A 13,809-nucleotide genomic window follows, 5' to 3' on the forward strand; every position below is an offset into this window, starting at 1 on the left:
AATTTATCAATCTAGCAGTGTAACAATATTTGATTTGTTTTTACACTATTGTTACATTGGTAAATTTTCAGATTGTTACATTAAAAATACTATACGGTTCCCATATAGAAAAATCCCAGACATTTCTGGTTTTCTTCAATAACAAGAGATTCTTTCAGCTCATCTACGATTTTAGGAGAACTCCAGTAACACCCGATATTATTTGCTGTGCAGGTAAGATACATATTCTGAACGGCCATGGAGGTAGCTGCTATCTCTTCCCATTCAGGAACCATTCCGCTGAAATTGACAACGATGGAAACTACAGCATTAGCTTTATTGATTTTAAAACCAATATCGTTGTATTTTTTCTCTAGGAAAAGCTGTTCGGGTGTTGTTGCTTTATAGATTGCCTGCATTTCTGAAGCCAGCTGTGCTTTTTCTTCCCCTTTGAATATTTTGAAACGCCAGGGTTTAGTCCGTTTATGGTTAGGAGCCAATGTGGCAGAATGTAAAATCTCTTCCAAAACTTCCTTAGATATTTCCGTATCCGTATAATCTTTCGGGAAAATACTTCTTCTTTGCTCTATGATTTCTTTTAAGATGGATGCTTTATTCATGTAACAAAATTACAAAAAAGATGAAAGCGTGTTGAAGGAAGTTTACTATTTGACTAGTGACAGATAATGGAAACCTATGAAATTCACTTTTTACTTTTACAAAACCTCTATAATCTTCTGATGGATTTTATTGAGGATAAATTCATCACCGCCCTTCATGCCCATCATTTTTTTGGCCATGGGACTTTCAGGAGAGATGGCATAGAACCTGTCTCCTTCAAAAAAGAACTCCCCTAATGACACTGATATATAAAACCTGGCTTTATTGGTGATCACCAGAGAGCCAAGCTGAACCCTTTCCGTAGCGGTATTCAGGACTTTTGCCATATTTATTTTAAGATCATTCAAAGCCCCCAGCTGTCGCTGCATCTGATAAATTTCCTCCTGCATTTCTTCTCTCATGCTGTCATATTTTGGAGTTTTTTTGATGTCACGGCTGGCTTCCAGGGTAAATTCGATAAAGTTTTTAAGCTTTTCAATTTTCTCTGCGATAGTAGTTTTTACAAAGTCTCTGATATCACTTTTTTCAAATACAATCTTCTCCATAGAATCTATTCTTTAATATAAAGATAATATTTTAGAATAATATTTCAATGGGCTAACATAAAATAACGTCTGCAAAAAGTAGAAGAAAAAAATATGATTTAATTCAAATAATAAGAATTTATTATAAAAGAAAGCCGTCTCAGTTGTGAGACAGCTTCTTTCATTTTATTTTTCCGCTAATTTTTTAAGATTATCCAAACCCTGACCAAACATTGTATCCATATTACCGTCCATCATGGGTTTCATCATCTTCATCATGGGAGTCAGCTCATTATCTATCATCCAGGTTACTCTGGTTCCATTACCTTCACGAGTCAGAACGATATTACTTTTAGCATCTCCTTCAAAAGGTTCTATAAAGTGGAGTTTTGTAGTCATTTTTTGATTGGGAATCAGCTCGGTTATAGATTGCTCACCTTCACCTACATTTTTATCACCCTTCCAGTGATAAGAATCGCCTAACTTATCTCCTTCTCCCGAATAGGTAATTACAATTTTTTTATCCGCTCTGGAGAAAGGATCCCACTGGTTATATCCTTTCAGGTTGCCAGTGTAAGTCCATACTTTTTCCTGTGGTGCATTGATAACAATAGATTTTTCATAATGGTAATCTTTACTGAAAGTCAGTAAGGCAATTACAGCATAGATAAGAATCAGTACAATGATAATACCTATAATTTTTAAGAGTGTTTTCATAGTTTATATTTTTAAGGTTATTTATATTAATGATGACTTTCAAATCTGTTTTCAAAATTAAATATTCCCACATCACTCCCTCTTTGCATATGACAAGATTAATTAAAGATAAGGTATTTTTGTCACAAGTTGCCGGTGAGGCATTATTTTTGAGGATTTAAGCTGTGATTCCTAATGAATCATTAAATTTACCTTAGACTAAAAGATCAAAAAATGAATATTTTAACAGAAAAATTTAACACTCCATATCATTCGGCCCCGTTCGACGGCATTAAAAATGAAGATTATCTTCCAGCATTTAAAGAGTTGATTCAGAAATCTGAAGCAGAAATTGATGCTATTGTCAACAATCCTGATGCTCCCACTTTCGAAAATGTAATTGAAGCATTGGCTTATTCGGGAGAACAGCTGGATGTGGTTTCCAATATTTTTTTCAATTTAAATTCTGCAGAAACCAGTGATGAGATCCAGCAGATTGCCCAGGAAGTTTCTCCGATCTTGACGGAATATTCTTCAAAAATTTCTCAAAACGAAGCCCTTTTCAACAAAATCAAAAAAGTATATGATGAAAAGGAAAAATATAATCTTAATGAAGAGCAGGAAATGCTTTTAAATGAAACCTACAAAGGTTTTGTAAGAAGCGGAGCTTTATTGAATGAGGAAGATAAAGAAAAATTAAAAAAAATCAGCATGGACCTTTCTTTAAAATCTTTACAGTTCGGACAAAATGTACTGGCTTCCACCAATGCTTATTTTAAACATATCACCCATAAAGAAGATCTTGCAGGAATCCCTGAAGCCATCATCGATCAATATGCTGAAGAAGCCAAAGAAAGAAACCTGGACGGCTGGGTAGTAACTTTACAATATCCAAGCTATATTCCGTTCATGACCTATGCAGAAAACCGTGAACTGAGAAAGGAACTGGCTTTAGCCAATGGTAAAAAGTCTTTCGACGGTGGAGAATTTGACAATCAGAATCTGATCAAAGAACTTCTGAATTTAAAGCAGCAGAAAGCTGAACTTTTAGGATATAAAAACTATGCGGATTTCGTGCTGGAAGAAAGAATGGCCAAGTCTCCGGTAAAAGTTCTTGATTTTCTCAATGAACTTTTAACGAAAGCAAAACCTTATGCTGAGAAAGAAATTGAAGAATTAAAGTCTTTAGCAAAAGCTGACGGAATTGACGAAATGCAAGGTTACGACCATGCCTACTATGCTGAAAAGCTTCGTAAAGCAAAATTCGATCTTAATGATGAAGAACTGAAGCCTTATTTCCCGTTAAACCAGGTACAGGATGCTGTATTCGGGCTGGCAGGGAAACTTTTCGGGCTGACTTTTGAAGAAAGAAACGACATTCCGAAATACCACGAAGAGGTAAAAGTGTACGAGGTAAAAGAGGCCTTCGACTCCGCTCAGGCTGGCAGCTACAAGGCATTATTATACGTTGATTATTTCCCGAGAAAAGGGAAAAGAGCCGGTGCATGGATGACCAGCTACAAAAACCAGTACAAGCAAAACGGGGAAAATTCCCGTCCGCATATTTCAATTGTCTGCAACTTCAGCAAACCGACAAAAGATACGCCTAGCCTACTGACTTTCCAGGAGGTGACTACTTTATTCCACGAATTCGGGCACGCTCTTCACGGAATAATGGCGGATACTCAATATCCTACCCTTTCCGGAACTTCTGTAAAATGGGATTTTGTGGAACTTCCATCACAGTTCCTGGAAAACTTCTGCTATGAGCCGGAGTTTTTAAAAACGTTTGCAAAGCATTATAAAACCGGAGAAGTACTTCCTGACGAAAAAATTGAAAAAATAGAGCAGTCTAAAAACTTCATGGAAGGATATCAAACCTTAAGACAATTAGGTTTCGGACTTCTGGATATGAACTACCACACAAAAGTGGGAGAATTGGAAAATGAGAGCGTGAAAGAATTTGAAGATAAATATACAAAAGCCACAAGCCTTTATCCTTCTAATTCCGAAACGGCGATGAGTCCAAGTTTCTCGCATATTTTCCAGGGCGGATATTCTGCAGGATATTATTCCTATAAATGGGCGGAAGTTCTGGATGCCGATGCTTTCCAGTATTTCAAAGAAAACGGGATCTTCAACCCTGAGATTGCAGCCAGATATAAAGTATTGCTTTCTTCAGGCGGAACAAAAGATCCAATGGAGCTTTACAAGAATTTCAGAGGCAGTGAGCCGAAAGTGGAAAGCTTACTGAAAAGAGCATTTGGATAAGCGATAAAAACTGATTGAAGAGATTAGGAAAATACAATATAAAAAGAACAGCAGTTGCTGTTCTTTTTTGTTTTATAAATGCCTTTGAGAAATTTGTAAATTAACCGATCAAATAACCAATCCATTTGATTCCAATGACCATTCAAGAACAAATCCAAGACTATATCAACAGCCAGCCTGAATCCAAACGTCATGACATGCATGAGCTCCAACAAATCATTCTTAAGCTCATGCCGGATTGCCAGCTGTGGTTTTCCGACGGGAAAGACAGTGAAAATAAAACGGTGTCCAATCCCAATATCGGATATGGATCGTATACGATGGAATACACTGGCGGAAAAACCAGAGACTTTTACCAGATTGGGATGAGCGCCAATACCACCGGAATTTCGATCTATGTCATGAATATCAATGATAAAACCCACTTATCAAAAACTTATGGAGATACAATAGGAAGAGCCAGCGTAACAGGATATTGTATTAAATTCAAATCTATGAAAGATATCAATACTGACATACTGAAAGCAGCCATACTGGATGGACTTAAAGAATAAAGTTCTTTTAAACTTTAAAAAAAATAATATATCTATTCTAAGAAAGTTAAATTTGTACCATATATAATATAAAGCAATCATCCATTCTGTAATTTAAATTAATGAGCACGATAACACTAAGATTAGAAAACATAAAAAAACTTCAGGCTAAAAGATGGGAAAATGAAGATCACTGGGATACTTTAAATGATCTATTAATCCGAGAACTGGAAGAGATTTTACTTATCGAGCCTGAAAACACATCGGCTTTAATTAACATTGGTGCTGTGTATTCTGACATGGGGGAAAATGAAAAAGCACTGGAGTACCTAAAGAAGGCATTACATTTGGGTTCTAAAGACAAAAATCTGTTTGTAAACCTTGCGATTGTGCTTATTTATATGGAAAAACATCAGGAAGAGTATTTGGAATATCTTGAAGAAGCTGAGGATAAAGTGGAGGATCCTCTTACTTTTAAAGCATATTTCGATCCTCAATCTCATTAAAGCCAGTTCAATTAAAACTTAAAATCATGTTATTAGCCATTTTACTTCCTTTCTTATCTTTCATCGTCCGTGGAAAAATTTTCACCGGGATAATCTGCCTGATTTTACAGATCACCCTGATCGGATGGCTTCCTGCTGCCATATGGGCTGTCCTTTCTTTAAATAACGAAAGAGCAGATAAACGAAATAACAGACTGATCAAAGCAATGCGGGAAAACAAAAAATAAACCGTAGCCAGATCCAGTATAAACAACTGATTACACAACACTTACCTATCTATAATTTCTTATTTCAAAAATTTTTCAAAAAAAAGTTGCGAAACCGAAAAGTTGCACATATATTTGCAACCATATGGTTTCATATAAAAATTGATGCGTATGAGAAGAGATATTTTTCAGGCAGTTGCAGATCCTACACGCCGGGCTATTATTGCACTGATAGCAGTACAGGCGATGACACCCAATGCAATAGCTGAGCACTTTGACACTACAAGACAGGCCGTTTCCAAACATCTGAAAATCCTGACTGAATGTGAATTGGTTACCCAAAATCATCAGGGAAGAGAAATTTATTATTTTTTAGAAATTGATAAAATGAAGGAAATAGATCAGTGGCTGGAACAGTTCAGAAAAATATGGGAAAGCCGTTTCGAGCAGCTTGATACGTTACTGGTAACATTGAAAAGCCAGCAGAAATAAATGTAACATTAATCAAAACAACTATAAAAATATTATTATGAAACATCATCTTCAGTTCGATTTTCTTGCAGACAAGGAAAAGAACACGCTAACGATCAGACGTGAATTTATGGCCGACCGACAAATGGTTTGGGACTGTTACACAAAGAGTGAGCTTCTTGACCGCTGGTTTGCCCCGAAACCACTGACCACAAAAACAAAATCCATGGAATTTCGTGAAGGCGGACACTGGCATTATGCTATGGTAGAGCCCAACGGAACAGAATACTGGGGATGGGTCGGATACCACAAGATCAATCCTGTTGATTCTTATACTTCCAGTGATGCATTTTGTAATGAAAAAGGAGAAATCAATACAGATTTACCTCAGGCAGAATGGGTAGTTACTTTCACAGATAAAAATGAAAATACCCTTGTAGAAACTATTGTCACCTATCAATCCTTAACTGATCTGGAAACCATTCTGGAAATGGGTATGGAACAGGGAATGATGGCGACACTTGAAAAACTTGACGAATTATTGCTAACATTAAAACCATAAAAAATGAGCCAAAAAATCACAGTTTCTGCTACCATTAATGCAGATGCAAAAAAAGTATGGAATTACTACACCAACCCCGAACACATCACTCAATGGAACTTTGCTGATCCTTCATGGCAATGTCCTTCTGCTTCCAACGATATGAAAGTCGGAGGAAAATATGCCGCAAGAATGGAAGCTAAAGACGGAAGCTTCGGTTTTGATTTTGAAGCAGTGTATGATGAAATAAAAGAGGGCGAAAGCTTTACGTATACTATGCCGGATGGAAGACAGGCACATCTTGACTTTAAAGAAAATAATGGCCAGACTCTTGTGAATGTAGCTTTTGATCCGGAAAACCAGAATCCTGAAGAAATGCAGAAAGGAGGCTGGCAGGCTATTCTTGATAATTTCAAAAAATATACAGAATCGAATTAAAAATTTTTTCAAATGAGAATTGATATAAAGCTGGATGTTTTACATGCAGCTTTTACTTTTCAGTGATCAGCAATCTCTGAGCTCGATATTCCTGTAAATTTACGGTCAAAGTCTGAAAATTTCTGAGTTTAGTATCAGAAAGACCGCCATATTCCATGTCAAAGTTTTGAACCTTGACATGGATAATAAAAAAGTCAAAATAACTTTAATATATATGTAATCGGTCTCAGCAACTGCGACAGCCACTATCCTACTGAAGTTACGGAAATGCCTGCGAAAGCAACTTTAAATGAATCAAAACCCCATCAAAAAAAACTTTAAGACTACCTTTCAATATTATTTTTATGGCTCATTTCAGGAAGTACATGACCCGGAACTTTAAAAACAGAGACAATCACAAAAACCAAACAGAGGATATTGATCAGTATAGCAATTGAAAAAGCATTATGATATTGCGTTATTGTTGATTTAATTCCCAGAAAATAATAGAAAACACTACCTACCGCAACAATACCAATAATGGCTGCTATCTGCTGAAAGGTATTATAAACACCGGAGGCATTCCCTATCAGCTTTTCAGACATCCCAGACAAAGCCATATTCGCCAGCGAAGGAATAACGGCTCCTACTCCCAGTCCATGCAAAAACAAAAGCAGACAGAAAACGGGAAAACCGGGCTGCATTCTGAATAAAAATAGTTGGAGGATAAGTATCACCATAATAAAAATTAGCCCTGCTAGCAGGGCTTTTTTGCCATATCTTAAAATCAGTTTTACAGAAATAAGGGATGCCAGTATAAAACCCAACCCCTGAAAAACAATAATTTCACCGGCATCTAACGGTTTGATTTGTAATCCATCCTGAAAAAAAAGAGACAAAATATAAAAATACGAGTCCAGCATAATAAAAAAGAAGGAAACCGCTATAATCCCCAGATTGAAATTTTTATAACGGAACAATTCAAAATCTATCAGATAAGAACGTTTATTTTTGATTCTTTTCTTTTGATTTTTGATAAAACTGAATACAATAATTCCTGAAATGGCCATCAGTAAAACGTTTTTAAAATGGAGTCCTTCATGCTCAGACATTGTTAACGCATAGGCAGCACAGAACAATCCTGCAGAAAGCATGACAACACCACTCATATTAAAGGACTGATGTAGCGGAGTTTTAGATTCATTCAATAATTTCAGGGTAAGGAAAACTGCCGGTAAACAAATAGGAATATTCATCAGAAAGATAAGCCGCCAGGGTTCTTCCATAACCGTTAATGATGAAAAGTACCCTCCGAGAAACTGCCCTAAAACAGTTCCTGTTCCAATCGTAATTCCATACCATCCCATCGCTTTTGTACGTTCCTGATGATCCGGAAATAGAATCTGTATCATCGAAAGTACCTGTGGAGCCATCATCGCAGCGCTTATTCCTTGAACAAATCTTGAAACGACCAGCTGGCCCGCACCTATAGAGATTCCGCAAGCCGCAGAACTCAGCATAAAAGCTGTTAATCCGATCATATATATCTTTTTTCTTCCGTACAGATCCCCAAGTCTGCCGCCGGTAATGAGAAAAGAGGCAAACCCGATGAGATAAGCAGCAATCATAAACTGCATTTCTCCATTAGAAGCATGAAGATCACGCTGTATAGAAGGTATGGACACATTGATAATAAAAATATCCATGATCGTCAATAACTGACCTAATAATATCACCAACAATTTCAAATACTTATGCTTCATTTTTATATAGATATATCTATTTTTATATGCTTAAAAAAAATTAGGGCAATAAACCCTGAACTATTTTTTTGACCTGATCAAAAGAATCATTTTGCCTGTTGATCGTAGATGTAACCACAGCTCCTTCTATTAACAGGAAAATATTTTCTGCAATGAAATCAGGATCATCCAGTTGAATTTTACTTCCGTATTCTATTACCAGTGTTCTGATCAAATCCTTTTGCTTTTCCTTATGTTGTCTGGTAAATGCGGATATGGAAGGATTCCCTTCTCCTATTTCAGAAACAATTTTAATGAAGTGGCATCCTGCAAATTTGGAGGTCTGCTGCAGCTTTTTCCTGTAATCGATCAATGCCAGAAGCTTTTCTTTAGGATCTGAAATTTTAGATGTACTGTTTTCAAATCCTTCAAACCAATCGAATTCTTCTTTAACAAGATAGGCCTGAAGAAGATCATTCTTTGAGGAAAAGTGGTTATACAATGAGCCAATGGCAATATCAGCTTCAGCAATAATCTGGTTGATACCTGTAGAATTGTACCCTTGTTTGTAAAACAGATCTGAAGCAACCCTGATAATTCTTTCGCGCACTTTTTCTTTTTTCACCGTGAAAATTTTTACAAATCTAATCAAAAAAAATAGATAGGTCTATCTATTTTTTAATTAAACTTATTCCAGATCAGTAAAAATAACGCTGCATTTAAATGTCATGCTATGAAAAATGTTGTTACCAGGCGCTTGCTAAAGACATGTCAACAAGCCGTCCAAAAAAACGGAACATTATTTAGCTTGGGCCATAGAATATTGACAGAACATTGGAAAAGCACTGCGCTGCATGAACAAAAATAGCCATACCATTCATTACATATTAATTTTTTAAATAAAGTTGAGGCATATTTTGTATATTTAAATGACCATTTGAAATCTTATTTGGTAAATACTATGGCAGAAGAACTTTATTTCATCAAAACAAACCCAACAATTGCCAAAATTAATTTGTACAATAAGCTTAGCCGTGAGGAAGAAAATATTCTGAAACTTCTTTCCCCTGACGCAAAAGATACGCTTGAGAACATTAAAAACAAAGTAAAAGATTCTTTGGAAGAGCTTACTCAGGATGAACTTTTACTTATTTTCCAATGGTTCAGCAAAGCGTATCCGTCAGATCGTGAGGAGACCAAAACACAGCTTTTCATCAATGGTATCGATCTTTTTTATGAAATTCCAACAACCGTTCATGCCGAAAATTTCCTGCACATTCTTTCAGATTATGAAAAGCTGCTGAAGCAGGACATGAATTATATTGTGGATTCCAGGAATTTCAATCAATTTCTGATCTACGGAATATTCCTGACAGATATTATCAATAGAGAACAGCATCCGGACAATATCCTTTGTGAATATCTGAAACCTGATAACCAGTCTTTATATCTTCTGGCTGAAAACCAATGTGGTATAAAAGAATTTGACCATACAATCATTCCGGATCTGCAGCATTATTTTACTGACCTGTATGATCTTACCAAGTTTTATAAAGGCTCTATCATCAAGCTGGAACAGGAATAGAAAGAGATTTTCAGCTCTCTTTTAAAATGTCAGGATTTTTCATCAGATAATCCAATGCTTCTTTCACTGCCTGTTCAGGTTTTTTTGGATTGAACCCCAGCTCATTTCTGGCTTTGGAGATATCAAAATCCTGCTGAAGCCCTGAAAACATGGCAATATCTTTTCGGGTCAAAACCGGTGGCTTTCCGCTGAGTTTTGCTGTGAATTCCATGATGGCAGCAATGGTGAACAGAATTCCCTTAGGTACAGACCGGGGAATTTCAAGTTTCAATTCGGGATAAAGTGTGTTGGCTAAAACCGTCGTATCTGTAATGGTCATACATTTCTCATTGGCCAGAATATAACGTTCACCGGAACGTCCCTTTTCCGCTGCCAGATAGCATCCTTCCGCCACATCTTTAACGTCTATCCAGTTGAGGGTGATTCTGGTATCTACCGGAATTTTCTTGTTCAGGATAAGCTTCAATACGCCGTAGGAAACATTTAACGGGGAAAATGCTTCACTGCCAATCATAGCGGAGGGCATCACTGAGACCAGTTCTATTCCCAGCTTTGCAGCCAGGTCAAGCGCCAGTTTCTCACCGTCATTCTTGGAATTATAATACATATCTCTGCGGTCAGGGTTATAGCCGTTACTTTCCCGGGTAGGCAGTGCAGTATAATCCAGTGCAGCAATGGAGCTTACATACACTATTTTCTTCACACCAGCCTCAGCTGCTGCTTCGATGGTATTTCTGGTGCCCTTCATATTCACATCATAAATTTCTTTTTTGGGGTCTTTTGCCCATAATTTAAAAGTGGCTCCTACGGCATAGAAGATTTCCACACCCTGAAGTGCTTTTACGAAAGAAGCTTTATCCGTGATATCTGCCTGCACCAGTTCACAATTCAATCCTTCAAAAGGTTTTTTGTTATTGATATTCCTTACGGCAGCCCGTACCGGTAATCCTTTTTTCAGTAAAAACCTGACTAAGTTATTTCCCAGATGCCCATTGGCTCCGGAAACAAGGCTTACATTATTCTGTGTCATTGCATTGATTTAATGCTGCAAAGTTCATCTTCCCGGCACCAGAACCACTTGACTTTTGTTAGTTAATTATTTTCCTGCGGATTCTGCTCAGACTTTCCGGTTTCATTCCCAGAAATGAAGCGATATATTGGATAGGAACATTGTGAATAATTTCCGGATAATCTTTCATCAGTTTCAGATAACGCTGTTCGGCATTCAAAACAGATAGTTCTTTGGAACGATTCTCATTGTAAGCAATGGACTGCTGAAAAACAGAGATGCTGAAATCTTTCATAGCCTGGCTTTTACTGATAAGAATATCGAGGTTCTCTTTTGAAATTCTCAGAAGCGCAGCATCCGTGATGCATTCCACATTATTTTCAGAAACAGCAGCATTGATAAAATCAGAATAGGACGTAAAAAATCCGGGTGGACAGTTAATATGAGTGGTCACTTCACTGCCATTCTGGTCCGTATAAAAAAGCCTTAGATATCCGGAAACGATATAGTAAAGATATTGAGGAACTTTTCCTGCCTTTTCTATCACTGTATTTTTTGAAAACACAACAGGCTCAAAATACTTTCTCACAGCTTCTGTTTCCTTCTGGGGAAAATCATGGCCGGACCGGATGTATTGTAAAAGCTTGTCGTACATTTGAAGTGAGTATTTTGAACGATACAAAAATACCAAAAGAAAACTTCAATATTAATGAGTTTAAAAAAATACTCACTGCTTTATGTAACATTCTGGATTCGATACATGTCTTATATAACTGAAACAAAAGCTTTCAAAATAAACTAAGGGACAGGAATAATTATTAAACCAGGGATAAAAACGCACCTCATCGCTAATTTTCAGGCTTATGGAATTACATCGGGAATATAATGAATACAGAATTTCAGTTCCAAAGGAATTTGAAAGTGTCTTCACCCATTTTTATTTTGCTGAAAACACTTCTGATATATTGGTTACCAAAATACTTTTGCCAACATATCAGACGATTCTGCTATTTTGCTTTGGAGAAAGTGCTGCGATTTCTACGCGGGAACAAACGACCATAGGTATAGACAAATGCATGGTGCTCGGGCCGGTAAGACAAGCTTTTGAGTATACGCTTCCCGCAGGATGCTCAATTCTGGTTGCTAATTTTAAGGGTGATGCATTCTTTAGGTTTTTTGGAAAAATATCACTTGAGCAATCTGCAAAACATCCGGACGAACTGCTGGAGGAAAACTGCTTTACGGATCTCTGGCATCAGCTGACAAAATTAAATTCTGCCACAAACCAGGTAAATCATATTCTTGAATTCTGCAGACCTTATCTTCAGCATCAGGATTCTACCAGCCAGCTTTTGAGCCGTTTTGAGAATGATCTTTTAAATCCGATAAAAGTTATTGCAGAACAGACCCAACAGACGGAAAGAAATATTCAGCGAAAGCAGAAAGAACAATTTGGATATTCTTTAAAAGAAATCAACCGCTATAACCGTTTTTTAAAAGCGATACAAATCATTGAAAAAGAAACCGAAAAGCAAAATCAGGTCAAGTGGTTTACCATTATTGATCAGTGCGGCTATTATGATCAGAGCCAGCTTATCCATGATTTCAAACATTTTATCAACCTATCCCCTGCCCAGTACTTAAAATTCCAGCAGGAGATCTGCAATCCAACATCAAAATAGACGGTTTCGTTTTCTTACAATTTTTGAAAAGTACACTGGATTACTTTTGTCTCATTAATCTTAACAATCAAAACAATGAGACATTTAATTATTTACGCGCATCCTAATGAAAACAGTTTAAACCATACTCTTTTACATACTGTTGTTGAAACACTCCAATCCAGGAATGAGGAAATTATAGTGAGAGATCTTTATACAATAGGCTTTGATCCTGTATTGTCTCTGGCAGATATGCAGGGACAACGTATGGGAAAGGTATCAGATGATGTAAAAACCGAACAGAATCATATTTCCTGGGCAGAACAGATCACCTTTATCTATCCTGTCTGGTGGACGGGACTTCCGGCTATGATGAAAGGATATATAGACCGTGTATTCAGTTATGGATTTGCCTACCGGTATGATCAGGGCATACAAAAAGGACTTTTGAAAGGTAAAAAAACCGTAATTATCAATACCCACGGAAAATCTTATGAAGAATATGAGAAAACAGGAATGGATAAAGCCCTCACTTTAACCTCTGATAATGGCATTTTCATCTATTCCGGACTGGAAATCATCAGGCATTTATTTTTTGATAAAGCAGATAAAACTTCTCCCGAAAATCTGGAAATCTGGAAAGATCAAATTAAAAATTTATACTCTGAACATGTATTAAATTATTAATTTTTTCTATGAAAATTCCTGTTGAAAAACCAAATATCAGTCCTGCTATAAAGGCTTCTCCTCAAGTGACTAAGAAAATAATAAAATACGGTTTTATATCTTTCTCCTGTATTTTGCCAGTAAGGGATTTATGGCATGAAATTAGCTTCAAAAACCGCAAGTAAAATTGTTTTGAACCATTATTTTAAGCCATTAAGATTGATGGATGGTTAAGTTTTTTTAAAACAAATCTTGTTATAACCCTGCAATGCATCTTGATGGTTTAAATATTGGCTCCTCAGGAAATTCCTGTATATTTACATTACAATGAAACATCTGAACAGTATATTACGTCTTCCATTCTTCAGTGAATATTACACT

The 13,809-nt window shown here is 36.6% G+C and carries 18 protein-coding genes; 11 read left to right on the forward strand and 7 right to left on the reverse strand.

Annotated elements, in window-relative coordinates; translation table 11 throughout:
* Positions 1-89: 89 nt before the first annotated feature.
* The 3 genes from ACP3T3_RS10170 to ACP3T3_RS10180 form a co-directional block, all read right to left on the reverse strand.
* A complete protein-coding gene (locus ACP3T3_RS10170) occupies positions 90-599 on the reverse strand; it encodes a nitroreductase family protein (protein ID WP_426479756.1) in 510 nt (169 codons plus the stop codon).
* 96 nt (positions 600-695) lie between these two features.
* Positions 696-1,145: a hypothetical protein gene (locus tag ACP3T3_RS10175; protein WP_426479757.1), complete on the reverse strand. Its 450-nt coding sequence runs from the start codon at positions 1,143-1,145 to the stop codon at positions 696-698.
* 165 nt (positions 1,146-1,310) lie between these two features.
* Entirely contained in the window at positions 1,311-1,841 is a 531-nt protein-coding gene (locus ACP3T3_RS10180) for an SRPBCC family protein (RefSeq protein ID WP_426479758.1), read from the reverse strand.
* Positions 1,842-2,054: 213 nt separating this feature from the next.
* Here ACP3T3_RS10180 and ACP3T3_RS10185 point away from each other — a divergent pair, with 213 nt between their 5' ends.
* The 7 genes from ACP3T3_RS10185 to ACP3T3_RS10215 all read left to right on the forward strand — a co-directional run bounded on the left by ACP3T3_RS10185 (position 2,055) and on the right by ACP3T3_RS10215 (position 6,786).
* Positions 2,055-4,091: a M3 family metallopeptidase gene (locus ACP3T3_RS10185; protein WP_426479759.1), complete on the forward strand. Its 2,037-nt coding sequence runs from the start codon at positions 2,055-2,057 to the stop codon at positions 4,089-4,091.
* Between the two features lie 134 nt (positions 4,092-4,225).
* Complete coding sequence (locus ACP3T3_RS10190; RefSeq protein WP_426479760.1) at positions 4,226-4,645, forward strand: DUF1801 domain-containing protein; 420 nt, start codon at positions 4,226-4,228, stop codon at positions 4,643-4,645.
* Positions 4,646-4,746: 101 nt separating this feature from the next.
* Entirely contained in the window at positions 4,747-5,130 is a 384-nt protein-coding gene (locus ACP3T3_RS10195) for a tetratricopeptide repeat protein (protein WP_426479761.1), read from the forward strand.
* A 26-nt stretch (positions 5,131-5,156) separates the two neighbouring features.
* On the forward strand, positions 5,157-5,357 hold the full coding sequence (locus ACP3T3_RS10200) for a YqaE/Pmp3 family membrane protein (RefSeq protein WP_426479762.1): 201 nt from the start codon (positions 5,157-5,159) through the stop codon (positions 5,355-5,357).
* Positions 5,358-5,507: 150 nt separating this feature from the next.
* Positions 5,508-5,828, forward strand: coding sequence for an ArsR/SmtB family transcription factor (locus tag ACP3T3_RS10205; protein WP_426479763.1), 321 nt, complete (start codon positions 5,508-5,510; stop codon positions 5,826-5,828).
* A gap of 37 nt (positions 5,829-5,865) precedes the next feature.
* Positions 5,866-6,369 (forward strand): SRPBCC family protein, encoded by a 504-nt coding sequence (locus ACP3T3_RS10210; RefSeq protein WP_426479764.1) that lies wholly within the window; start codon positions 5,866-5,868, stop codon positions 6,367-6,369.
* A 3-nt stretch (positions 6,370-6,372) separates the two neighbouring features.
* A complete protein-coding gene (locus tag ACP3T3_RS10215; RefSeq protein ID WP_426479765.1) occupies positions 6,373-6,786 on the forward strand; it encodes an SRPBCC family protein in 414 nt (137 codons plus the stop codon).
* Positions 6,787-7,109: 323 nt separating this feature from the next.
* On the opposite strand, the gene ACP3T3_RS10220 is transcribed toward ACP3T3_RS10215, so the two are convergent.
* Positions 7,110-8,528 carry an MFS transporter gene (locus ACP3T3_RS10220; RefSeq protein ID WP_426479766.1) on the reverse strand — a complete coding sequence of 473 codons (1,419 nt, stop codon included), beginning with the start codon at positions 8,526-8,528 and terminating at the stop codon, positions 7,110-7,112.
* 40 nt (positions 8,529-8,568) lie between these two features.
* Complete coding sequence (locus tag ACP3T3_RS10225; RefSeq protein ID WP_426479767.1) at positions 8,569-9,132, reverse strand: TetR/AcrR family transcriptional regulator; 564 nt, start codon at positions 9,130-9,132, stop codon at positions 8,569-8,571.
* A gap of 336 nt (positions 9,133-9,468) precedes the next feature.
* On the opposite strand from ACP3T3_RS10225, the gene ACP3T3_RS10230 reads away from it, so the two are divergent.
* The gene (locus ACP3T3_RS10230) at positions 9,469-10,092 is read left to right on the forward strand and encodes a hypothetical protein (protein WP_426479768.1); all 624 of its coding nucleotides are present in this window, start codon (positions 9,469-9,471) and stop codon (positions 10,090-10,092) included.
* A gap of 10 nt (positions 10,093-10,102) precedes the next feature.
* Here ACP3T3_RS10230 and ACP3T3_RS10235 read toward each other — a convergent pair whose 3' ends face one another.
* Positions 10,103-11,122 (reverse strand): NAD-dependent epimerase/dehydratase family protein, encoded by a 1,020-nt coding sequence (locus tag ACP3T3_RS10235; RefSeq protein WP_426479769.1) that lies wholly within the window; start codon positions 11,120-11,122, stop codon positions 10,103-10,105.
* Positions 11,123-11,180: 58 nt separating this feature from the next.
* Positions 11,181-11,756, reverse strand: coding sequence for a Crp/Fnr family transcriptional regulator (locus tag ACP3T3_RS10240; protein ID WP_426479770.1), 576 nt, complete (start codon positions 11,754-11,756; stop codon positions 11,181-11,183).
* A gap of 208 nt (positions 11,757-11,964) precedes the next feature.
* Between ACP3T3_RS10240 and ACP3T3_RS10245 the strand changes: the two genes are divergently transcribed.
* The 3 genes from ACP3T3_RS10245 to ACP3T3_RS10255 all read left to right on the forward strand — a co-directional run bounded on the left by ACP3T3_RS10245 (position 11,965) and on the right by ACP3T3_RS10255 (position 13,613).
* A complete protein-coding gene (locus ACP3T3_RS10245) occupies positions 11,965-12,783 on the forward strand; it encodes a helix-turn-helix domain-containing protein (protein WP_426479771.1) in 819 nt (272 codons plus the stop codon).
* Between the two features lie 75 nt (positions 12,784-12,858).
* A complete protein-coding gene (locus ACP3T3_RS10250) occupies positions 12,859-13,449 on the forward strand; it encodes an NAD(P)H-dependent oxidoreductase (RefSeq protein WP_426479772.1) in 591 nt (196 codons plus the stop codon).
* Positions 13,450-13,457: 8 nt separating this feature from the next.
* Complete coding sequence (locus tag ACP3T3_RS10255) at positions 13,458-13,613, forward strand: hypothetical protein (RefSeq protein WP_426479773.1); 156 nt, start codon at positions 13,458-13,460, stop codon at positions 13,611-13,613.
* The last annotated feature ends 196 nt before the right edge of the window (positions 13,614-13,809 follow it).

It is taken from the genome of Chryseobacterium sp. CBSDS_008, assembly GCF_049959325.1.
Classification (GTDB): Bacteria; Bacteroidota; Bacteroidia; order Flavobacteriales; family Weeksellaceae; genus Chryseobacterium.